The sequence below is a fragment of the Shinella sp. genome (assembly GCF_049651085.1).
Classification (GTDB): domain Bacteria; phylum Pseudomonadota; class Alphaproteobacteria; order Rhizobiales; family Rhizobiaceae; genus Shinella.
Map to the genome: position 1 here is coordinate 48,939 of NZ_JBASBL010000022.1, position 22,725 is coordinate 71,663.

21 protein-coding genes are annotated in these 22,725 nt (G+C 64.0%); 10 read left to right on the forward strand and 11 right to left on the reverse strand.

Annotation, left to right across the window (positions count from 1 at the left end; genetic code table 11):
* From WA950_RS14670 to WA950_RS14715, 10 genes are all read right to left on the reverse strand, one after another.
* Positions 1-1,539, reverse strand: a complete 1,539-nt coding sequence (locus WA950_RS14670; protein ID WP_424552451.1) for a sugar ABC transporter ATP-binding protein — start codon at positions 1,537-1,539, stop codon at positions 1-3.
* Complete coding sequence (locus WA950_RS14675) at positions 1,529-2,503, reverse strand: sugar ABC transporter substrate-binding protein (protein ID WP_424552452.1); 975 nt, start codon at positions 2,501-2,503, stop codon at positions 1,529-1,531. Before WA950_RS14675 ends, WA950_RS14670 begins: the two co-directional genes overlap by 11 nt.
* 25 nt (positions 2,504-2,528) lie before the next feature.
* On the reverse strand, positions 2,529-3,485 hold the full coding sequence (locus WA950_RS14680) for an ABC transporter permease (protein ID WP_424552453.1): 957 nt from the start codon (positions 3,483-3,485) through the stop codon (positions 2,529-2,531).
* A gap of 5 nt (positions 3,486-3,490) precedes the next feature.
* Entirely contained in the window at positions 3,491-4,261 is a 771-nt protein-coding gene (locus WA950_RS14685) for an enoyl-CoA hydratase/isomerase family protein (protein ID WP_424552454.1), read from the reverse strand.
* A gap of 7 nt (positions 4,262-4,268) precedes the next feature.
* The gene (locus WA950_RS14690; protein ID WP_424552455.1) at positions 4,269-5,420 is read right to left on the reverse strand and encodes an extracellular solute-binding protein; all 1,152 of its coding nucleotides are present in this window, start codon (positions 5,418-5,420) and stop codon (positions 4,269-4,271) included.
* Positions 5,421-5,422: 2 nt separating this feature from the next.
* Positions 5,423-6,616 carry a CaiB/BaiF CoA transferase family protein gene (locus WA950_RS14695; RefSeq protein WP_424552456.1) on the reverse strand — a complete coding sequence of 398 codons (1,194 nt, stop codon included), beginning with the start codon at positions 6,614-6,616 and terminating at the stop codon, positions 5,423-5,425.
* Positions 6,617-6,644: 28 nt separating this feature from the next.
* Positions 6,645-7,433: an SDR family NAD(P)-dependent oxidoreductase gene (locus WA950_RS14700; protein ID WP_424552457.1), complete on the reverse strand. Its 789-nt coding sequence runs from the start codon at positions 7,431-7,433 to the stop codon at positions 6,645-6,647.
* A 5-nt stretch (positions 7,434-7,438) separates the two neighbouring features.
* Complete coding sequence (locus WA950_RS14705) at positions 7,439-8,617, reverse strand: aldose 1-epimerase family protein (RefSeq protein ID WP_424552458.1); 1,179 nt, start codon at positions 8,615-8,617, stop codon at positions 7,439-7,441.
* Positions 8,618-8,702: 85 nt separating this feature from the next.
* Entirely contained in the window at positions 8,703-9,617 is a 915-nt protein-coding gene (locus WA950_RS14710; protein ID WP_424552459.1) for a sugar phosphate isomerase/epimerase family protein, read from the reverse strand.
* Between the two features lie 22 nt (positions 9,618-9,639).
* A complete protein-coding gene (locus WA950_RS14715) occupies positions 9,640-10,728 on the reverse strand; it encodes a Gfo/Idh/MocA family protein (RefSeq protein ID WP_424552460.1) in 1,089 nt (362 codons plus the stop codon).
* Between the two features lie 368 nt (positions 10,729-11,096).
* Here WA950_RS14715 and WA950_RS14720 point away from each other — a divergent pair, with 368 nt between their 5' ends.
* A complete protein-coding gene (locus WA950_RS14720; protein ID WP_424552461.1) occupies positions 11,097-12,113 on the forward strand; it encodes a LacI family DNA-binding transcriptional regulator in 1,017 nt (338 codons plus the stop codon).
* A 19-nt stretch (positions 12,114-12,132) separates the two neighbouring features.
* Here the strand turns inward: WA950_RS14720 and WA950_RS14725 are convergent, their stop codons facing one another.
* Positions 12,133-12,864, reverse strand: a complete 732-nt coding sequence (locus tag WA950_RS14725) for a FadR/GntR family transcriptional regulator (protein WP_424552462.1) — start codon at positions 12,862-12,864, stop codon at positions 12,133-12,135.
* 153 nt (positions 12,865-13,017) lie between these two features.
* Here WA950_RS14725 and WA950_RS14730 point away from each other — a divergent pair, with 153 nt between their 5' ends.
* The 9 genes from WA950_RS14730 to WA950_RS14770 all read left to right on the forward strand — a co-directional run bounded on the left by WA950_RS14730 (position 13,018) and on the right by WA950_RS14770 (position 22,553).
* Positions 13,018-14,379 (forward strand): ABC transporter substrate-binding protein, encoded by a 1,362-nt coding sequence (locus WA950_RS14730; RefSeq protein ID WP_424552463.1) that lies wholly within the window; start codon positions 13,018-13,020, stop codon positions 14,377-14,379.
* 62 nt (positions 14,380-14,441) lie between these two features.
* Positions 14,442-15,338, forward strand: a complete 897-nt coding sequence (locus tag WA950_RS14735) for a carbohydrate ABC transporter permease (protein ID WP_424552464.1) — start codon at positions 14,442-14,444, stop codon at positions 15,336-15,338.
* Between the two features lie 5 nt (positions 15,339-15,343).
* Positions 15,344-16,162 (forward strand): carbohydrate ABC transporter permease, encoded by an 819-nt coding sequence (locus WA950_RS14740; protein WP_424552465.1) that lies wholly within the window; start codon positions 15,344-15,346, stop codon positions 16,160-16,162.
* 1 nt (position 16,163) lies between these two features.
* Entirely contained in the window at positions 16,164-17,228 is a 1,065-nt protein-coding gene (locus tag WA950_RS14745; RefSeq protein ID WP_424552466.1) for an ABC transporter ATP-binding protein, read from the forward strand.
* Complete coding sequence (gene dgoD / locus WA950_RS14750) at positions 17,225-18,373, forward strand: galactonate dehydratase (RefSeq protein ID WP_424552467.1); 1,149 nt, start codon at positions 17,225-17,227, stop codon at positions 18,371-18,373. Before WA950_RS14745 ends, dgoD begins: the two co-directional genes overlap by 4 nt.
* Complete coding sequence (locus WA950_RS14755) at positions 18,367-19,989, forward strand: GMC family oxidoreductase (protein ID WP_424552468.1); 1,623 nt, start codon at positions 18,367-18,369, stop codon at positions 19,987-19,989. Before dgoD ends, WA950_RS14755 begins: the two co-directional genes overlap by 7 nt.
* The gene (locus WA950_RS14760; RefSeq protein WP_424552469.1) at positions 19,989-20,894 is read left to right on the forward strand and encodes a dihydrodipicolinate synthase family protein; all 906 of its coding nucleotides are present in this window, start codon (positions 19,989-19,991) and stop codon (positions 20,892-20,894) included. The genes WA950_RS14755 and WA950_RS14760 overlap by 1 nt, the downstream gene beginning before the upstream one ends.
* The gene (locus WA950_RS14765; RefSeq protein WP_424552470.1) at positions 20,891-21,793 is read left to right on the forward strand and encodes a hypothetical protein; all 903 of its coding nucleotides are present in this window, start codon (positions 20,891-20,893) and stop codon (positions 21,791-21,793) included. The genes WA950_RS14760 and WA950_RS14765 overlap by 4 nt, the downstream gene beginning before the upstream one ends.
* Positions 21,786-22,553: an SDR family NAD(P)-dependent oxidoreductase gene (locus WA950_RS14770; protein ID WP_424552471.1), complete on the forward strand. Its 768-nt coding sequence runs from the start codon at positions 21,786-21,788 to the stop codon at positions 22,551-22,553. The genes WA950_RS14765 and WA950_RS14770 overlap by 8 nt, the downstream gene beginning before the upstream one ends.
* Positions 22,554-22,725 lie beyond the last annotated feature (172 nt).

Here is a 22,725-nt window from a genome sequence, read left to right on the forward strand (position 1 = left end):
TCAGTGTTCCTTGAATGCCATGGTGAGTATCCGGTCCTCGGACATGTCCTCGCGTTCGAGGATGCCAGCCAGCTGCCCTTTCGACAAGATGGCGACCCGGTCGCAAAGTGCAAGGATTTCCGGCACTTCCGAGGAAGCCATGATCACCGTCAGGCCGTTTTCCGCTTCCCGTGCGACGATATCGTAGAGGTCGGATTTCGCCCCGACATCGACGCCGTGGGTCGGCTCGTCGAGAAGCAGCAGCCGCGGGTCCACCATCAGCGCCCGGGCGAAGATCACCTTTTGCTGGTTGCCGCCGGACAGGGTCGAAATCGGCTGTGTATCGCGCGCCATGCGGATGCCGAGGCGCTGGCGGAAGTCCTCCGTGCGGGTGACGTCGCCCTTGCGATCGGAGAACAGCCGTCCGCCGAAGCGTCTCAGGCTGCTGATGGCGGCGTTGTCGCGCACCGAGTGCTGCGGCAGGATGCCGGCAGTCTTGCGGCCTTCCGGCACGAGCGCTACCCCGTTTTTCACGGCTTCGCTTGGGTCGGAATGCTTCACCGACGCGCCGAACAGCGATATTTCACCGGAGGCGAGCGGGCGTGCGCCATGGATCAGTTCGAGAAGTTCTGTCCGCCCCGCACCGACGAGGCCGAAGAGACCCATGATCTCGCCCTGGCGCACGTCGAGGCTGATATTCCTGATGTGCCCGCGATCGGAAACCTTGCGCAGCGAAAGCGCAACGGTGCGGCCGGTCAGGTCGCGCGAGCGATGCTCGTAGATCGCCGGCTTGCCGGTCATATCCGTGATCAACTGCTCGCGGCTGGTCTCGGAGGGCTTGCGCTCGCTGACGATCGCGCCGTTTCGCAGAACGACCAGCCGGTCGCAAAGCGATAGGGCTTCCTCGAGGCGATGGGTGATGAAGATGATTGCAGCGCCCGCCGCACGTGCCTCGCGCACATAGGAGGAGAACCCCTCCACCTCGTGCGGTGTCAGCGAGGATGTCGGTTCGTCGAGAATGAGCAGGCGGGGCTTGCGCGCCGCCGCCTTGGCGATCTCGACAAGCTGTTGCTCGCCGGCGCGCAGGCTGCCGGCTTCCCGGCGCGGATCGATATTGCCGGCCCCGACGCGCTCCAGAATGGCGCCCGAGGCAGCGCGCATCAGCGTGAAGTCGACGAAGCCCTGTCTGGTCTTCGGCATGCGGCCGAGATGCAGGTTTTCGGCAACGCTCAGCGCGCCGACGACGGAGAGTTCCTGGTGCACGAAGCTCACGCCCGCCTCGATGCCTTCGGAAACCGTCGCAAATTGGGTCGGCTTGCCGTCCATGTCGATCGTGCCGGCATCGGCGGTGAGGCCGCCGGACAGGATATGCATCAGCGTCGACTTGCCGGCGCCGTTTTCGCCGAGCAGGCCGACGATCTCGCCCGCGCGCAGGTCGAGATCGACCGAATGCAGGACCTTGTTGCCGGCAAAGCTTTTGGCGAGGCCGCGTGCCCGCAGGAGCGGGGTGCCGGCGGCGGGATCGCCGCCGGCCATGACAGGATGAACGTTACTTTGCATCGTCAGGCGTCAGGAGGTTGCCGACAACGGGAATGACCTTCGAGGGCGGCTCGGTGCCGGCGACGAGGTAGTTGTAGAGCATCACGCTGGAATCGAGGGCCTGCTGGTAAGGCGCCTGGTCGAGCAGGCCGGCCATCTCGCCGGTCTTCAGATACTGCATGTTGTCAGGCGTATGGTCGAAGCCGACAACGCCGACCTTGCCGGTCAGGCCGAGGTCCTTCACGGCCTTTGCCGCGCCGAAGGGACCGCCGGCGGTCACATAGACCATGGCGAGATCGGGATTGGCGGTCGCCATGTCCTGCACCAGCGAATAGGCGGATTCGGCCTTGTCCTTGTTCTCGAACGGACCGACGATCTGGATGTCGGGGAAGTTGGCCTTCAGGTGGTCGAGCGCGCCGTTCATGCGCTGGGTGTGCTGGGTCGCGCCGAAGTAGCCGGTGAGGACGCCCAGCTTGCCCTTGCCTTCCATCTTCTTGGCGATGAACTCGCCGATCTGCTTGCCGGCGGAGGTGGCATCCTGCCCGATGAAGGCGAGGCGCTTGGATTCCGTCGCGCCCTCGGCAACGATGGTGAATACCGGGACGCCCTCGTCCGTCGCCTCGTTGATGATGCGTGCGGTGCCGTCGAAGATCGGCACGACGACGATGCCGTCATACTTCTTGGCAAGGGCGCCTTCGATGCCGGCAACGACGGCTTCCGCCGACAGTTCATCGCCGAGATCGACGAAATCCACCGTCGCGTTGTGCTTGGAGAGGTATTCGTTCGCGGCCTTCGCCCCATCGGTCACCGGGGTCCAGAACGGATTGTTCTGGAAGGACAGGAACGCGATCTTGAGGGCGCCCTTGGTGTTCTCGACAGCGGCGACGGTGCCGCCCTGCGGCGGCTCGCTGGCGACGGCAGGCACGGTGAAGGCGATTGCGGCGGCGGCCGCAAATGCCATGGACTTCAGGTTTTTCAAAAGCATGTCAGTATTTCCTCCAAAAGTTGGTTCAGTCGTCGTCGCCGCCACGTTGCAGCCCGTCCAGGCCCACGGCGAAGATGATTACGAGGCCCTTGGTCACCACCTGCCAGTAGGCGGAGATGCCGAGAAGCACGAATGCGTTGTTGAGCAGCGCCATCAGCAGCGCGCCGATGATGACGCCGATGATCGAGCCGCGGCCGCCGCTGAGGGCGGTGCCGCCGAGAATGACGGCGGCGATCACGTCGAGTTCGTAGCCCATGCCGAGATTGGGATCGGCGCTGGCAAGGTTGCCGGCAAGGATCAGGCCGCCGAGCCCGGCGAGCAGGCCGCAGAATGCGAAGACGAACAGCCGGATATAGCGGATGTTCACGCCCGCAAGCCGCGCCGCCTTGGGATTGTCGCCGATCGCGTAGATCTCGCGCCCCGTTACCGTGCGGTTGGCGAAGATGTGGACGATGACGGCAAGCACGATCATCAGCAGGAACGAGACCGGAATGTTGTAGATGCGTCCGGCGCCGATGAATTCGGCAATGCCGCCGAACGGCACGGGGATGCCGCCGGTCATTAGCAGGGCGATGCCGCGGGCGATCGAGAGCGTGCCGAGCGTGGCGATGAACGGATTGATCCGGAACCGGGTGTAGAGCACGCCGTTGAAGACGCCACAGGCAAGGCCGGTCGCAAGGCCGCCGGCGATGCCGATGGTCTCGCTGCCGGTGTCGCGCAGCAACACGGCGGCCACCACCGCGGAGAGCCCGATGATCGAGCCGACCGACAGATCGATTCCGCGGGCGATGATGACGAGCGCCTGGCCGAGCGCCACGATGGCGACGACGGAGGCCTGCCGCCCGACATTGAGAAGGTTGCGCGGTTCCAGGAAGTAGTCGCTGGCAAAGGAGAGGTAGATCGCGACAGCCGCCAGCATCGCGAAAACCGAAGCTTCGCGGTGCCGACCCAATCCGCGGATGAAGGAGAGGCTTGATTCCATGTGTTTCACCGGCGCTTGAAGATTGGAGCGCGCTTTTCCTTGAAGGCCGCACGGCCTTCGGCCGCGTCCGCCGTGGCAAAGCAGATCGTCTGCAGGTCGCGTTCGTATTCGATGGCCTTGTCGAGCGGCATCGAGACGGCGGCCTTCAGGTTGGCCTTGGCCGTTTCGGCGGCGATTGGTGCGCGCGAAGCGATGACCTCGGCAATGGCGCGGGCGCGCGCCATCAATTCGGTCTGCGGTACGACCTCGCTGACGAGGCCCCAGGCCAGCGCCCGTTCCGCCGGGATGGCATCGCCGGTAAGCAGCATCAGCGCGGCGTTCGATGCGCCGACGGAGTGCATCAGGTGAGCCGCCATGCCGCCGCCGCCGATCCAGCCGAGCTTGATCTCGGGTGCGGCGAACTGGGCATTGTCGGACGCGATGCGGATATCGCAGGACATGGCCGTTTCCAGCCCGCCGCCGAAGGCGTAGCCATTGACGGCGCAGATCGTCGGCTTCAGCAGTGCGCGGAACGCATCGCAATAGTCCGGCCGGTTGCGGAACTGCCAGGGCGTTTCGTAGGTGTCGAGTTCCTTGATGTCGGAACCGGCGCAGAAGGCGCGCTCGCCAGCGCCCGTCAGGATCACGCAGCGGATGGTGTCGCTGTCGTTGCATTCCCTTACGGCAGCGACAATGGCGTCGGCCATGTCGGGCGTCACCGCATTGAGCTTCTGCGGCCGGTTGAGCGTGATGGTGGCGATCGCCCCATCCACAGCAAAAAGAATATCTTCCGTCATCTTGTTCCTACCTTTCGCCGCTCTTGACGCTGCGATGGCTTGCATAAAGCGTTTGAAGTCTGTCGATCACGCCGGCCGCACCGGCCTTCTCCAGGAAGGCCTCGCGCAACAAGGCGGATGCCTTGCCCTGGAAGGCGATGTAGCCGTTATGGCGCGGGCGTATATAGGCCTGTTCCAGCGTATCGGCGGTGTTTTCGTAAAATGCGCCCCAGCGGGCGTTGACCCCGGCGTCGTGCCAGGCTTCGCGCCGGGACGGCTGGCCCGCATGACCGGGAATGAAACCAATCTGCGCATCGGCGCTCATCAGCCAGAGCAGGTGCTCCCTCAGTGCCTGCGTTACCTCGCAGCGGCGGGAAATGCCGATGCCCGTGCCGCCGAGCGTGGAGCCGGGCCGTCCGCCGGGCGCGCGGCGCGGCGCATTGTGAAAGGCGATCGACTTGCCGCTTTCGGGGGCGGCATAGTTCACATAGCCATAGACCAGCGGGCAGAGCATCACATCGTCATGCTCTGCCATATGGCCGAGAATGCCGATGGGGTTGCGGTCGCGAACGGAAAGCGGGCTGCGCGCGGCAAGCTCCGCCATCAGCTCGTAGACGGCCATGCCGGTCTCGCGCGAGACCAGAAGGTCCGGGTCCTGCATGGCGGGCGGTTCGCCGAAAGCGGCGGCGATCGACAGGAAGGATAGCGCGGCATGTGGGCCTGCCAGCGACAGCGCCACCTTGCCGGTCTTCTCGGAAAGCGCCTGAACCTCGCTCCACAGAACGGGGGCGGGGGCCTGAAGGAGATCCGCCCGCAAGGCCATGACCTGCGTCGCGGCGTCCAGCGGCAGCGCCCAGTGCAGGCCCGCGAAGTTATAGCTGCCCAGCGACGGGCCGATGCTTTCGCTGCGCAGCCGCTCGATCGTTGCTGCGTCGAACACGTCTTCGAGCGGTTGCAGGCAGCCGCCCTCCAGCGCCTCGCCGACATGCGGATGGTCGAGCACAACCAGATCGTAGCGGGCGCAGAGATCGGCGATGGGATGGGACTCGAAGCCTTCCAGCGGCTGCTTGTCCCAATCGATGGCAAGGCCGCTCTCGGCAAGCTCGGGTCGCCGCGCGGCGGCGGCAAGGGCGTCAAAGCCGCGCGGATGGTCCCATGTCAGCGCTTTGAGGCGTTGCATGCTCAACTCTCTCCGGCGGCGACGGCGCCTGCCTGTTCAAGGGCTGCGATACGGGCGTCGTCATAGCCGATGTCTTTCAGAACCTCGCGCGTATGCTCGCCGACCAGCGGAGCGCCGCGCTCGATGGTGGACGGTGTCTTCGAGAACTTGATCGGGAAGCCCGGGGTCTTCACGGGACCTTCGGTCGGATGATCATATTCGACGAATGTGCCGTTGTGCTTGATCTGCGCATCCTCGACCAGATCGGCATAGCCATAGACCGGGCCGCACCAGATATCGGCCGCGCGCATCCGTTCCAGCCACTCGGCCGAGGTTCGGGTCTTCAACTTCTCGCGGGTCCTGGCGAAGATGTCGTCGCGCTGCGTCCAGGTGTCCACTTCGTCGTCCATGCTGAGGAAGCTCTCCTCGCCGATGACCTCGCCCAGCGTTCTGAGCTTGGGGAAGGCGACGATGATATAGCCGTCGCTGGTGGCAAAGGCGCCGTAAGGCGCGCGGATATAGACGTGGGCATGGGGCTCGGCCGAGCGCACCTGCGGCTTGTTGCCGACGGTGAAGACGGAGAGTTCCTGCATCTGGATCGTGGTGATCGCATCCAGCATGTTGACCTGGACCAGCTGGCCTTCGCCGGTGCGCTCGCGGTGGAACAATGCAGCGAGTGCGCCCTCGAATGCGGTATAGGCGGTAACGGCATCGACGAGATACTGGCCTGCGGCGGTGGGGGGCTCGCCCTCCCGGCCGGTCGACAGCATCGCGCCGGACATGCCCTGCAGGACCAGGTCCTGGCCGGGGCGGTCGAGATAGGGCCCGTCCTCGCCGTAGCCGGACATGGAGACATAGATGATGCGCGGATTGATCTTCGACAGCGTCTCGTAGTCGACGCCGAGCCGTTTTGCGACGCCGGGACGATAGTTCTGCAGGAAGACGTCTGCCGTCTTGACGAGATCGAGCAGCACCTGCTTGCCGTCAGCCGATTTCAGGTCGACGGCGAGCGAGCGCTTGTTGCGGTTGAGCGAGAGGAAGGAGACGTTCACCTTGTTGCCGCTGGCGCCGCCGGCGGAGACGTGTCGCTGCCATTCCCCTGTCACGGGTTCCACCTTGATCACGTCAGCGCCAAGGTCGCCCAGCCGCTGCGCGGCGAAGGGACCAGCCATGGCGATGGAGCAGTCGAGGACGCGGACGCCGCTGAGAATACTCATTTCTTTCAGATCCTTGTAGTGTTGAGGGTCAATGCATGACCCAGCCGCCATCGACGTTGAGCGTCTGGCCGGTGATGAAGCCTGCGGCATCGGAGATCAGGAATGTCAGTGCATTGGCGATATCGTCGGGGCTGCCCCGGCGCTTGACGGCCTGGTGGTCGAGCACGAAGCGGGTATAGCCTTCGGGGTCCGGGTGGATCTTTTCCGCATCCGTCGGGAAGGCGCCTGGCGAGATCGCATTGACCGTCACACCATAGGCGCCGAACTCGCGTGCCCATGCGCGCGTGAGGCCGACGAGTGCGCCTTTCGATTGGACATAGGGGGCGAGCTGCGCCCAGCCGCCGCTCAGGGTTACGCTGGCGATGTTGACGATGCGGCCCCAGTCGTTGCGGCGCATATGCGGCAGCGCCACCTGCACGCAGACGATGCCGGCATCGACATTCACCCGCTGCACCGCCTGGAATTCCTCGATCGAATAGTCCTCGAACGGCTTGGAGGGATAGATCGCGGCATTGTTGATCACGATATCGAAGCCGCCGACATCCGCGGCCACCCGCTCGAGTTCCGCGCGCAGCGCTCCAAGGTCCGAGAGGTCGAGCGAGCGCACGGTGAGGCCGGCGAGATTTTCGCGTGCGGCCGCGGCCGTCAGCGCCTCGATCTTCTCAGGGTTGTTGTCGATGGCGACGACCCTGGCGCCGGCGCGCAGGAAGCTCAGCGTCGTCTGCGTACCCAGTCCACCGGCCGCACCGGTATAGAGAATGACCTTGCCAGCGATGGATGTTGCCGGGGTTGCCGCGTTGGTTGGCGCATGCTGCATGTTCGTTATCGACCCTTGATCGCCACGTGATTGCCGGATGGCTGCGGGAATTCCTCGTCCGGCTGGCCTGACAGGGCGCGAATGCGTCCTTCGCTTGCCGCAATCGCCCGGGCGTCCGTCAGGATGCGGAAGGTCGTGTCGTAGCGACGTTCGTCGCCATGCTCGAGCCAGATGAGTTCGCCGCGCTCGCGCGCTGCCGTGTGGCCGAGCACATGGTTGGTCGAAGGCTCGATGCCGACGGCATATTGTCCGGCCTGGAGGTTTTGCCATTCGTACATGCAGGGGAACTGGTCCTTGCGCGTGGTGACTTCGAAGCCGATGCCGAGCGCATCGTTGACGAGCGCCACGGGCACTTCGCCATCGTTGTCCGCGACCAGTTCGTGCTGCCAGACCTGTTCGTGGAAATTCATCTGCGGCGCAGGCATGGTGCGATAGCCGACACCCTGCTTGCGATAGTCGTCGCCGGCATGGGCGGCCCAGACCACGTCCTTCAGCGGCGCGAGATAGCGGGAATTTTCCGCCAGCACCGGATGGCCGACATTGATGTGGTAGCAATACATGTGCGGCGTCTTGTAGAAGCCGCGATTGATCACGCGGTCCGCCAGTCTGATCTCGTTGGTGCCGGCCTTGATCTCGATGCGGCGGACAAGCTCGAGATGCTCGCCGAACACGGTGCCCTGGGTCACGACGCCCTCGCACCACAGGATACAGTCGTCGCCCTGCCATTCCTCGCCGTAGCCGGTGAGCTTGCCGGGGATCGTGCCGATGCGGCCGTGCAGGGAATGGCTGATGGTCTTGCGCGGGCCATAGACATAGGTGTCGCCCGGCTCGTCGTTCATGAAGAGGATATGGTCGAGACCGCAGGTCACCATGAGGCCGGAGAAGGACCGCAGCCAGGCAAGCCCGCCTTCGCCCTCGTATTCGGCAAGGCCCGGATGCTTGAAGCCCGCCGGGGAATTCCAGCCGATCGCCATGCCGCGATAGTCGCAATCGGCGATGTCGAAGGCGCGGTCGATCAGGACGGTGAAGCGCAGGCCGGTGCCGCTGCGGAACTGCAGCATGCGGATGCCGCGCTCGACGCCGTCACCGAGCGTCATCAGGCGCACGCCGGCAAATTGCGCAAAGGATCCGGCGCTGGCGGCGATGTCGCGGCGCGACATGGCTTTTCCATAGAGGTCTACCATATTCTTCTTCCTGTGATGTGCCCGGCTTGGCGCGGGCTTTCATGCAGTCGGCGGCCGGGCGATGCCCGGCCATCCGGTTCGGTGATCAGATACCCAGCGCGCGCAGCTTGCCGTCGAGGAACTTCTTGGCGCGCGGCACGTCGCTCTCATCGAGATGCTCGATGATCATCGGGATGTTGGGGTGCTTCCTGGCGAGGCGCTTGAGATAGAGATCGTAGTTCAGCGAGCCGAGGCCGGGGGCCGGCAGTTCGATCTCCCCGACGCCGCGGAACGTGTGGCTTTCCAGCGCTTCGGCATCGCCGATGTCGGCGTGCTTCTCTGTCTTGTCGTCACCGGAGCGCTTCACGTCCTTGGCGTGGGCGATCCTGATCTTGTCCGACAGCGTGTCGAAGACCTGGTTCAAGATTTCGTCCATGCGGTCGATGTTATGGGCTTCGAAATAGTTGGTCGGATCCATCAGCAGTCCGAGGCCGGGGTGGTCGACCTGGGCGAACATCTTCACGGTCTCCTCGACCGAGCCGACGACATTGTTCACATAGGTTTCCAGCAGGAAGACCGCGCCATGGTCATAGGCATGCTGGGCGAGGTCGGCGATGACCTTGCGGCACTCCTCGAACCCTTCCTCGGTCTTGTTCTTCGGGTGGTGCACCCAGTCCGATTCGGTGTTGTAGGTGCCGGTCTCGGAGATCACATAGGGCGTGCCGAGATACTGCGCGTGGCGGATGATTTCCTTCAGGTAGCCGACGCGGCGCTCGCGTTCGGCCTTGTCCGGGTGGATGATGTTCGTGTAGCCGGAAATGCACGAAATCGGCAGATTGTGATCGCGGAAGGTCTCGCGGATGCGGACGCATTTTTCCTTGCTGATCTGGCCGGCCGACAGGTCGACATCCTTGAAATGCATGTCGAGCTGCACGGTGTTGAAATCGAGCGCCCGGATTTTTTGTGCGGTCTCTTCGAGGCCGTAGGGGAAGTAGCCCGAGAAAATTCCTGTCTGCATCATGATGAAAATCCTCCCTTTGAATTCAGTGAATTGCGATTTCTGAAAGCTTGACCGTGCGCCCCTCCGCGATGGAGCGGTAACCCGCTTCCACCAGCGCGACGGTCTTGACATTGTCGGCGACCGAAAGAGCCGGCGGCTCCCCGGATTTCACCGCATATTGCAGCTGCTCCATGACGCCGATGAAGGCGTGGGGGAACCACATGGTTTCCCACTCAGGCGAGACCCATTTGCCCCCGGTGGTCTTTCTGGAGGCGTAGCGGAGCGTTGAGGGCGAGCCGTCCGGCCAGCCGATCGTGCCCTGCGCAACGCCATCGATGCCTTCGACGCGCCACTTGATGTAGATGTCGCTATCGAAGCCCTCTTCGCGCGGGCCGGACCAGACATCCTCCATCGACACGGCCAAAAGGCCGCCCGGGAAGGTCAATGTCGAAACCGTGATGCCGTCCTTGTGGTCGAACGTGGTGCGCGGATCGGTACGCGTTACCGTGGTGATGGCCTCCGGCTCCCCGAACAGGAAGCGCAGCACGTCGAGATGATGGACGCTCATGTTGGAGAGCGTCAGGCGGTCATAATCCTCAAGGAAGGCCTGCCAGTGGGGAATGGCGCGCATCTCGATGGTCGCCATCACGGCATCGCCCAGTTCGCCGCGGTCGAGGATCTGCTTCAGCACCCGCATCGACTGGTCGTAGCGCATGTTCTGGTTGACCGAGAGGATCTTGCCGGCTGCCGCCGCCTCGTCGCGCAGCGCCTTCGCCTCTTCGAGCGTCAGAGCCAGCGGCTTTTGCGCCAGGATCGCCTTGATATGCGGCTGCCGCAGCGCCTCGCGGATCAATGCCGGCTGCTGGTCCGGCGGGAAGGCGATGTCGAGAATGTCGACCTGCGGGTCGGCGATGAGGGCGGCTGGGCTCGCATGGACGGTCGCGATGCCCCAGCGCTCCGCGACGGCGCGGGCTTTTTCCTCGGTGCGCGAGGCGATGGCTACAACCGGGAAGCCGGCCTCGCTGTAGGCAGCCAGATGGCATTCGGCCATGATCATGCCGGCGCCGATGCAGCCGATCCTGTAGTCCTTTACCCGGACCGCCGGGTCAGGTGTAAAACTGCCGTTTCCCATCAATTCCTCCCGTTTCGTCCGTTCCGCCCGCTTTCAGCCGGTTCTCTCGTAGAAGATTTCTGCGCCGGAAAGCGGTCGCGGCTGCCTCTCCTGGCGCTCCACAGCCGGCGAGTTGGCCGGATAGTGTCCGCGAGGCACATCAAAGTCAACATCAATTCACATCATTACCAATCACAATATGGCTTCGGAATGATTGATCGATGTTGGCAATATGCGTCAACTTGTTGATTTTTCGCGGGTGGCGACAATTTTTCAGTTCAAGATCAGGCTGTGAATTGGCGTGAAAAGAGGGCGTCGCCGCTTTTTTGCTTGCATCTCGGTGAAATGTAATTACATCAAAATCAATCATTCCAAGGGGAAGTTTCGTTTTGCGATCGACTTTGGCGGACATCGCCCGCGAGGCTGGCGTATCGAGCGCGACGGTGGACCGGGTGCTCAACAACCGCATCGGCGTGAAGGAGAGGACGCGTGATATCGTGCTCGATGCGGCGCGCCGTCTCGGCTATCTGGGTGAAGGCGCCGACGCGATCCCGGAAGAGGGGCGCATCCAGCTCGATTTCGTCCTGCCTGCCGGCACCAACACCTTCATCGCCAATCTCCTGCAGCAAATCGAGACGCAGGCCGCCTCCCGGCAGGATCTCGACGTGCGCATTCATTCGGTGGAAGGCTTCAACCCGGACACATTGGCGGGCATGCTCAACGATCTACAGGGACGCAGCATGGGCGTGGGAGTCATCGCCCTCGATCACCCGACCGTGCGCGAGGCGATGCGTTCGCTCGCCGCCTGCGGCGTTCCGATCGTCACGCTCGTCTCCGACATCCTGCACGTGCCGCGCGCCGGCTACGTCGGCATCGACAATCGGGCGGCCGGACGCCTCGGTGGCTACCTGCTGGGGCGTTTCCTGGGGCGGGGCGGCAGGCGCAAGATCGCGCTCTTTGCCGGCTCGCTGTCGTATCGCGGTCATGAAGAGCGCGAGATGGGGTTCCGGCACATCATCGCCGAGGAGTTTCCCGAGCTGGAGGTCGTGGAGTTGCGCGAAATCCGCGACGACCGCGCGCGGGCATTCGATGAGGCGCATGCACTGCTGAAGCGTCATCCAGATCTGTCCGGCATCTACAATATCGGTGCTGGCAATTCCGGTATTGGCGAGGCGTTGATCGAATCGGGCCGCGCGCGCGACATCATCTTCATCGGCCACGAATTGACCGAGCACAACAAGCGCCTGTTGCTCAACGGAACGCTCGACGCGGTGATCGACCAGAACCCGCGGGTCGAGGCCCGCGAGGCGCTCTCGATGCTCAGCCGTGCGGTTCGCGGCCAGCAGGGTGAATATCACCCGCCGCGCCTGCAGGTGATTTTCCGGGAAAACATCCCCGAGTCCTGACGGGGCGCTTCTGAGCTGATCAGTTCGCCTCGACCTGGTGCGTTTCCTGGGCTTCGGAAAGCAGTGCGACCATTTCCGTTTCTGCGGAGGCCTCGTCGCCGCTGAACACCGCGTCCGCCACCCGCTTGTGGCGCGTGATCCAGCGATCGTCCTCTTCGCTGGTGGCGCGCAGGCCAGCGCGGAAGAGATGGCGCAGGCCGACGGATATCAGTTCACCAAGCGAATAGAAGAGGCGGTTTCCCGACGCGGCAAGGATCGCGATGTGGAAGGCAACGTCCTGATCGACCCGGTCGTTCTCGTCGAGATAGGTCGCCATGCCGCGCAGCGCCCGCCGCACGGCGGCCTCGTCGGCCTGGCTGAAATTGCGCGCCGCCATGCGCGCCGCCTTGGGTTCGATAGCAAGGCGCAGTGCATAGAGGTCGGAAATGGCCTTCTCGGCCTGACGCGGGTCCTGCAACGCCCAGTCGAGCACCAGGGAATCCATCATGTTCCAGCGTTCGTTGGGCCTGACGACGATGCCGATCTTCGGCTTGCCTTCGATCAGGCCCTTTGAACCGAGGATCTTCAACGCTTCGCGCGTCGCGGTCCGCGAGGCGTTGAACGTCTGCCCGATATCCGTCTCGCTGCCGATCGGCGCGCCCGGCGTGTAGTAGCCGGAGACGATGCGCTTTCCCATGGTCGTAACGATCGTCTCATGGATGCTGGTCGATGCCGTCTCCTGCGTATCCACCGCGTCCTGCTCCCGCCTCAAGCCCTGTCTCCATCTTCCATGTGATCCTCGCTGGAATAGCCGAAACAGCTTTGGAGTGCAAATGATCCCACAGAAAATCGAATAGTACTACACTTGACACGAATGGTAGTATCGATATGTTTCCGCGAAATTTGATCCCAAGAGGAGGAGAGCATGAGCAGAGAAATTCGCCTGAGCCGGCGGCAACTGATGACCGGCGCGGCTGCGACGGCATTCGGGCTGGCAATCGCGCCGAAGCTGGGTTTTGCCCAGACGGCAGAGGAAGCGCGCGCGGGCTTTGCCGCGGCCGATATCGACTGGATGGCGTTCAAGGGCGAGAGCCTGACGATCGAGGCCATGACGCATCCCTGGACGGCGGCGATCGAGCCGCTCCTGCCGATCTTCACGGAACTGACCGGTATCACGGTCCGGCTGAACACCCAGTCGGAGACGGAATACACGTCCCAGATGCCGATCAAGCTCGGCGCCAAGTCGGCTGAGCCGGACGTGATGATGATCCATGCCCTCGGTCAGTTCGTTTCGGCGGGCTGGGCGGAGCCGCTCGATGATTACTATGCCGACAAGTCGTTCTTCGATGCGGCCTGGTACGATCAGGACGACGTCTTCGCGATGGCGCGGGAGTTCCCGACCCAAGCGGACGGGCAGAACTATTCGATGTCGATCACCGCTGAAGCACAGACGCTGTTTGCCAACAAGGCGATGCTCGGCGAAGCCGGCCTTGCTGTTCCCACCACCATGGACGAATTGCTGGCGGCATCGCTGAAGCTGAAGTCGGATATGGTCGCGGGCATCGCCATGCGCGCCAAGTCCGACAGCTCCGCCGGCCCATGGACCTGCGGCGGTTTCGTCTTCTCCTATGGCGGCGAAATCATCGACGCGGACGGACGCTGCGTGCTCGACAGCGATGCGGTTGTGGCCGGCGTCGAGATGTACGGCCGCCTGCTGCGTGAAGCCGGGCCGATCGGCGTTGGCAACTACCATTGGTACGAAGCACTCAACGACTTCTCCAGCGGTGCGGCTGCTCTCGGCTGTGACAGCTCCAACTTCGCGACCGATATCTCCAATCCGGAAAAGAGCCTGGTTGCGGCCGATGCCGTCTATGCCGCCATGCCGAGCGCCGGCGCCAATCCGATCAAGCCGAACATCTGGGCCTGGCAGGCGGGTATCAACGCCTATTCGAAGAAGAAGAAGGCGGCCTTCCTGCTGCTGAGCTTCCTCAATTCGAAGCCCGGCTGCCTGCTCAGCTCGGCCGGCGGGCTCGCCACGGTGCGCAATTCCGCCTGGAAGAGCGAGGCCTTCCAGGCGCGGTTCGGCGCCGAGGCGGCATCCGCAGCCCTTCTCAACCTGAACTCGGGCGACGCGAAGATCTTCAAGGCAGCCTGGTTCCACCGCAAGTCCAGCGAGATCCTCGATCCCTTCGCCGTGGCGATCAACCAGGTCGTCACCGGCCAGGCAGATGCGCGGGCCGCGCTTTCCGCCGCGACGGTCAAGGTCAACGCCGCCCTTCAGGGCTGACGCGGATTATCCAGCCCCCCGAGCGTTTCGTTCGGGGGGCACCCGATCAGAAAGACAAGCCCGTGCCCCTCCGCCAGACCACAATTCAACGCGCCGAGCGCAACTTCATCCTCTTGATGCTTGCACCGGCGACGATCCTGATGCTGACGCTGACGCTCGTTCCCTTCCTCGTCAGCGTGTATCTTTCCTTTACCGACTATTCGCTCACCGCGCCGGACACGGTCAACTGGGTCGGTCTCAAGAACTATTCCGACCTCCTGACGTCGGGCGATTTCTGGGAGGCCGCGCGCATAACCGCGATCTTCACGATCGTCGCCGTGGGCATCGAGACGGTGCTGGGCGTCGGCATCGCAGCGCTCCTGCATCACGAGGTGAAGCAGGCGTCGTGGCTGCGCGTCATCTATCTCCTGCCGATGGCGATCACACCGATTGCCGCCACTTTTACCTTCCGCCTGATGTTCAACCCGACGCAGGGTGTTCTGAACTATCTGCTGGGCCTCGTCGGCCTGCCGCCGAGCGCCTGGACGGCCGCGCCGGAAACAGCGCTCCTGTCCCTTATCCTCGTCGACGTCTGGCAATGGACGCCCTTCATCCTGCTCATCGTCATGGGCGGCATGGCGGCGCTGCCGCCGGAGCCGGAAGAGGCGAGCCAGATGGATGGCGCAGGCCCGTTCCGCACCTTCTTCATCGTCACGCTGCCGCGGCTGAAGCCCTATCTGGCGCTTGCCCTGCTGTTCCGGCTGATCGATGCCTTCAAGACCTTCGACATCATCTTCGTCCTGACGGGCGGCGGCCCGGGCGTCGTGACCCGCTCGCTCAACCTGCTCGCCTACAAATTCGGCATTGAGTACCTGTCGATGGGCTACGCCTCCGCGCTGGCGATCGTCATGCTCGTCTTCACCCTCGTTGCGGGCCAGGTGTTCCTTCGCCGGCTCGGCCTCTTCGATCTGAAGGATTAAGCGCCATGAAGCTGTTCTCCTCCGTCTGGCTGCGCCGCCTGATCCTCTACGTCTTCGCCGTCTGGTGCATCTTCCCGATGTACTGGATCTTCATGACCGCGCTGAAGACGCCGATCCAGGCGATGGCCCGGCCGCCGCTCTTCATCTTCGAGCCGACGCTTGCTAATTTCGCCAAGGTCATCGGAAATCCGGATATCTGGGCCTATTTCGCCTCGTCGACGATCGTTGCTGCCGGCTCCAGCCTGCTGACGCTCGCGCTTGGCGCACCGGCGGCCTATATCCTGGCCCGCTATTCGTTCCGCGGACGCGGCGACTTCGGCTTCTGGCTGCTGTCCTCGCGCATGACGCCGCCGGTCGCGATGCTGATCCCGTTCTTCGTGCTCTACTACCAGATCGGCCTGCTCGATACGCATCTCGGCCTGATCCTCGCCCATGTCACGCTCAACATCTCGATCGTGGTCTGGCTGCTGCGCGGCTTCTTCTCCGAGCTGCCGCGTGAAATCGAGGAAGCGGCAAGCCTCGACGGCGACAACCATTTCCAGGTGTTCACCCGGATAACCCTTCCGCTCGCCATGCCCGGCCTCATCTCGGTCGGCATCCTGATCTTCCTTCTGTCGTGGAACGAGTTCCTGTTCGCGCTGGTTCTGGGAGATTCGGCGGTGCGCACCGTGCCGGTCGGCCTCTACGGCTTCATCGGCTACCAGACGATCGCCTGGGCCGAGCTGTCGGCTTCCGCCAGCCTGCTGATCATCCCCGTCATCCTTTTCATTCTTGTCTTCCAGCGCCACCTTATCCGTGGCCTGACCATGGGGGCCTATCGCTGACATGACCGAAATCACGCTTCAATCCGTCACCAAGAGCTGGGGATCGCTGACCGCGCTCAAGCCCATCGACCTCCATATCCCGCATGGTGAGTTCCTCGTCCTGCTCGGCCCCTCCGGCTGCGGAAAGACCACCACCATGCGCATCATCGCGGGGCTGGAAACGGCTTCCACCGGCAAGGTCCTGAAGGACGGCGCCGACATCACCAATCGCCTGCCGCGCGAGCGCAACATGGCGATGGTCTTCCAGAACTATGCGCTCTATCCGCATATGAAGGTGCTGGACAATGTCGCCTACCCGCTGCGCGCCCGTGGCCTCGGCAAGGCCGAGCGGGAACGCGAGGCGCTCGCCGCGCTGGAGAAGGTCGGCCTTGCTCCCTATGCCGACCGTCTGCCGAAGAACCTTTCTGGCGGCCAGCGCCAGCGCGTTGCGCTTGCCCGCGCGCTTGTCCGTTCGCCGGATGTCTTCCTGATGGACGAGCCGCTGTCGAACCTCGACGCCAAGCTGCGCGGCGCGATGCGGGCCGAGATCAAGCACATCCAGCGAGAAACCGGCATCACCACGATCTACGTCACGCATGACCAGATCGAGGCGATGACGCTTGCCGACCGTGTGATCATCATGGAAGCGGGTGAAATCCGCCAGATCGGCACGCCCGATCAGATCTACGACGATCCCGACAACCTGTTCGTGGCCGGCTTCCTCGGCTCGCCGCCGATGAACTTCATCCCCGGCGACATTGGCGAGGGTGTTTTCCGCACCGGCAACGCCAGCATCGAAGCGCGCGGCATTGCCGGCGCGAAGGAAGCCCAGCTGGGTATTCGTGCCGAAGACATCACGGTTGTCGAAGCGGGCGAACGCGGGGACATGACGGCGACCATCTATTCGGTCGAGCCGACGGGCGATGCGACGCTCGTCGTTGCCGACCACGGCAAGGGCAGGCTGGTGCTCAAGGCCGACAAGCATTTCCGGCCGGAGATCGGGGCTACCGTTGAACTCCGGCTTTCACCCAATGGCATTCGTTATTTCGACAGCGCATCCGGCGCCCGACTGAGGACTTCCCAATGAAAATCACGAAACTCGAAACCTTCGTCGTCGCGCCGCGCTGGCTGTTCCTCAAGATTTCGACGGATGAGGGCATTTCCGGCTGGGGCGAGCCGGTGCTCGAAGGCCATGCCGAAACGCTCGCCGCGAAGATCCGTGAACTGGAAACCGTGCTCATCGGGCGTGATCCGCTGCTCATCGAAGATACCTGGCAGATGATCTATCGCAACGGCTGCTACCGCGGCGGGCCGGTGCTGATGAGCGCGATGTCGGGCGTGGACATGGCGCTGTGGGACATCAAGGGCAAGGCTTTCGGCCAGCCGGTGCATGCGCTGATGGGCGGCAAGGTGCGCGACAAGGTGCGCACCTATCGCTGGATCGGCGGCGACCGGCCGGGCAATCTCATCGCCGACGCCGAGGCGCTTCTGGCGGCGGGCTACGACGCCTGCAAGCTCAACGCCACCGAGGAGGTCCAGTTCCTCGACAGCTACGCCAAGATCGACAAGATCGTCGCCAAGCTTGCCGAACTGCGCGATGCGGTCGGCTCGCGCATGGACCTCGCCTTCGACTTCCACGGCCGCCTGCATGCCCCGATGGCGAAAATCCTGCTGCGGGAAATTGAGCCGCTGCGGCCGATGTTCATCGAGGATGCGGTGGTTTCCGCACAGGTCGACCACATGGCGGACCTTGCGCGCTATACGTCGATACCGCTGGTCATCGGCGAGCGGCTGCACAGCCGCTACGATTTCCGCGCGGTCTTCGAAAAGCGCGCCGCCGGCGTCATCAATCCGGATACGGCCCATGTCGGTGGTATTTCGGAAATGGTGCGGATCGGCCATATGGCGGAAGCCTATGACGTCGCCATGGCGCCGCATTGCCCGCTCGGGCCGATCGCGCTGGCCGCCTGTCTGCAGGTGGACGCAATCTGCTACAACGCCGTCATCCAGGAACAGTCGCTCGGCATCCACTACAACAAGGGCGGCGACCTCAACGACTACCTGATGCCGGAAAGCCGCTTCAAGGTGGAGGATGGCTATCTGCCGATTCCCATGGGCGCCGGTCTCGGCATCGAGGTGGACGAGGACATGGTCCGCGCCCGCGCCGTCGAGGGGCATGCCTGGCGTGCGCCGCTCTGGCGACACGCCGACGGCTCCATTGCGGAATGGTGAGCATGAACGGCTTCGACTACATCATTGTCGGCGGCGGTTCGTCCGGTTGCGTGACCGCTGCGAAGCTGGTCACGGAACATGGCGCGCGCGTCGCGCTCATCGAACAGGGGCCGTCCAACCGTCATCCGCTTTTGCGGATGCCGGCGGGCTTCGTGAAGATGTTGAAGGGCAGCAAGTACCTGACCTTCCACAAGACGGAACCGCAGCCGCAGCTTGACGGCCGCGTACACGATCTGCCGCAGGGCCGTGTGCTCGGCGGCGGCTCGACCGTCAACGCCATGGTCTACATGCGTGGCCGCCGCTCCGACTACGATGCATGGAACCAGGCGACGCAGGCCGGCCCCAACGGCATCGGCTGGGGATGGGACGATATCCTGCCGCACTATCGCCGGCAGGAAGGCAACCAGTCGCTCGCCGGCCCCGCGCATGGCGTGGACGGACCGCTGAAGGTTTCCAACCCGCGTCATGTCGCCGAGATTTCCAATGTCTTCGTCAAGACGCTGCAGGAAATGGGCCTGCCGCTGCGCAACGACTTCAACGACGGCACACAGGCCGGCGTCGGCTACATGCAGACGACGATCGGCGGCGCGCGCCGCTGTGGCGCGGTCGAGGCCTTCATCGAGCCTGTCGCCGGAAATCCGAAGCTGACGATCATGACCGATGCGCGTGTGCTGCGTGTCATCGTCGAGGGCGGCCGCGCGGTCGGCGTGGAGATTGCCCAGGGCGGCCAGGTCAAGCGGCTTGACGCGGCAAACGAGGTCATCCTCGCGGCCGGAGCCTTCGGCACGCCGAAAATCCTGATGCTCTCGGGCTTCGGCCAGGCGGGCGAATTGCGCCGCCACGGCATTGACGTGCGCGCCGATCTTGCAGGCGTCGGCGAGAACCTGATGGACCATCATGAGGTTCCGCTTGTCGCCGCCACCCACGAAAAGCTCGGCTATTACGGCGAGGACCGCGGCATGCGGATGCTCGCCAACGGCCTGCAATATGTGCTGTTCGGCTCGGGCCCGGTCTCGACCAACGGCTGCGAAACCTGCGCCTTCATCAATCCGCTCGATCCTTCGGGCGAGCCGATGATCCAGTTCTATTGCGTGCCCACGGTCTATCTCGACCGCGACGTGATGGGCGTTGCGCCGACCGATGGCGTCACGCTCAATTCCTGCCTGCTGCAGCCGAAGGCGCGCGGGAACGTGCGTTTGCGCTCGTCCGATCCTGCCGCGCTGCCGATGATCAACTCGAACTATCTCGGCCATGAGGACGACATCCGCCATGAGATCGCGGGCCTGCGCTTTGCGCGTGACGTGCTGAAAACCGGCCCGATGGCGAAGGTCGTCAAGGGCGAGATCTTTCCGGGCGAGGCGTTACGGTCCGATGCCGAGCTGCTTGCCCACTGCAAGCGCACGGTCAAGACGAACTACCACCCTTGCGGTACCGCCCGCATGGGCGCGGAAGACGATCCGCTTGCCGTGGTGACGCCTGACCTGCGCGTCAAGGGCGTCGAGGGCCTGCGCGTTTTCGACGTGTCGATGATGCCGCGCATCACCAGCGGCAACACCAATGCACCCGCCATGGCGGTCGCCGATCGCGGCGTGGATATCATGATGGGAGCGCTCTGATGAAAGCCAACCTCCATGACGGCGTCTATGCCGTGCTCTTTGCCTTGTTCGACGCGCAGGAAGCGCTCGATCACGGTGCTATGAAGGCGCAGGTCGACTACTGCGTCGAAACGGGCTGCCACGGCATCACCGTTCTCGGTCTGGCGACCGAGGTGCTGAAGCTCACCTTCGAGGAGCGCTGCGCTCTGGTGGAAACGACGGCGCGCGCCAATGGCGGCCGCCTGCCGTTTTCGGTGACGATTGCCGGCAACTCCGTGGCCGAGCAAGTGGCGCTGGCCGCCTGCGCCGAGGCGGCGGGTGCGGACTGGCTGATCCTCCAGCCGCCGATGGTCGGCAGCTACGGGGCGGATGTCTATCTCGACTTCTTCGCCCGCGTGGCGACGTCGACGGCGCTGCCGGTCGCGGTTCAGAACGCGCCGCAATATCTCGGTCGTGGCCTTTCGGGCGAGGATCTCGTTCGCCTGAAGCAGCGCGCGCCGAACCTGACCGCCGTGAAGGCGGAGGATGCGGCGCTCGGCCTTGCCCGTATCATCGATGTCGCGGGGGACCGTTTTGCGGTCATCGGCGGTCGGGGCGGGTTGGAGATGACCGATGTCCTGCGCATCGGCTGCCGCGGGCTGGTTCTGGCGCCTGATATCGCCCCGGTCGCGGCCCGGATCTTCGACCTGTGGCAGGCCGGCAACCGGGAGGGGGCCGAGACAGTCTATGCGGCAGCGCTCCCGGCATCGACCTTCGTCATGCAGTCGCTCGAACATCTCATCACCTATGGCAAGCGGATATTCGGCGAAAATGCCGGCATCGCAATCCACGATCGTGCTCCGTGCCTGCCCGTCCAGCCCATCGGGCTGTCGATTGCGCAGCAATGGGCAGAAACCCTTTCCCGCCTGCAAAAGGAGCGGACATGACCGCCATCGTTCTTGACAACGGAACCCTTCGTCTTCGCCTCGATCCGGATTTCGGGGCACGCGTCAGCGAACTGACTGATCTTCGCACCGGCCGGAACTGGCTGGTCGACGGCCCCGCCGTGGGCTCACCCGCGCAGGACGCGACGTTCGGCGTCGAGCAGGCGCGCGGCTGGGACGAGTGCTTTCCCTCCGCGGCGTCCTGCCAGGTGGATGCCTGGCCGATGGCGCTGCGCGATCACGGTGAATTCTGGGCGCGCCCGGTCGAGGTTGCGGCCACGTCCGAAAGCGCCACGCTGACGGGACAGGCCGGGCCGCTGCGCTTCCAGCGCACGATTGCGCTCGCCGGTGACCGCCTGACCCTGACCTACCGGGTCCTCAACGAGGGCGCGGTGGCGATGCCCTATCTGTGGGGCCAGCATCTGCTGATCGCGCCGCAGGATGGCGACCGGCTGGAACTGCCGGGCATCGACAGCCTCGATGCGGCTTTTCTCAGCAATGGCGGTCGCGTTCTGCCGTCTGGGCCCGTTGCTTTCCCCGACCCCAACCGCGATGGCCTGCCGGTGCTCGACCGGACCCACCCGCTGGCGGCGGATTTTGCCGCGAAGTTCTTTGCGCCGGTGCGCGGGGAAGCAGAGGCCCGCGTCGTGGGCGAAAGCGGCTCATTCACCCTGCGCTGGAATGGGGAAGAGGTCGGTTATCTCGGTCTGTGGCTGGACTACGGCGGCTGGCCTGCCGAAGCCCCGGTGCAGCAGATCTCGCTTGCACCCACGACGGCGCCGATGGAAAGCCTCGCGGCGGCAGTCGAGAGCGGCAAGGCAAGCCTGATCCAGCCGGGCGAGGCGCGTGAATGGACCGTCGCCATCCTGATCGATGCGAACAAGGACGTCTCCCATGACTGATGCGCTCTATCCTGACCTGGCCGAGGCGTCGGTCTTCGTCACCGGTGGCGGTTCCGGCATCGGCGCGGCGCTCACCGAAGGCTTCCTTCGGCAGGGCGCGCGCGTCGCCTTCTGCCAGCGCTCCGATGCAACGGCATTCTGCGACGAGATGGAACGGGCGACCGGCCGGCGTCCGCTGTTCGTGCCCGCCGATATCAGCGCCCTAGCGTCCCTCGAGCGGGCGCTTGCCGCGGCCGCCGCGGCCCATGGACCGATTACCGTTCTCGTCAACAATGCCGCCAACGACCAGCGGCATGAGACGCTTGCCGTCGACGAGGCCTTCTGGGAACAGTCGATAGCGATCAACCTGAAGGCCTATTTCTTCGCCTGTCGTTCGGTCATCCCCGGCATGAAGGCGGCCAACGGCGGCTCCATCATCAACTTCACCTCGATCAGCTACATGATGGGCAATTCCGGCTACCCCGTTTATGTGACGGCGAATTCCGGCATCAACGGCATGACGCGGGCGCTCGCACGGGAATTCGGTCCCGACCGTATCCGCGTCAACGCGATTGCGCCGGGCTGGGTACTGACGGACAAGCAGAAGGAGATGTGGGTGACGCCCGAAGCGCTCTCCGCCCATCTCGACCGTCAATGCCTGAAGGATACGCTGGCGCCGCAGGACATTGTCGGCGGCTGCGTGTTTCTCGCCTCCTCGGCCAGCCGCATGATGACCGGGCAGTCGCTTGTCATCGACGGCGGGGTCGTCGTTACCGGTTAGGAAATCCGACGGCGCTCGCCATGCCGGGGCAACCTTGCATGCGAGCGCCGCCAACCCCGACAGCGCGGTAGGACGGGGCGAAAAAGGCAGCGATTTCAAAAATGCGTCAATGCGCTAAAAACTTGCGGCAAAAACTCAAGAAACAGGGTATTCGATCGTCTCGACGATTGAA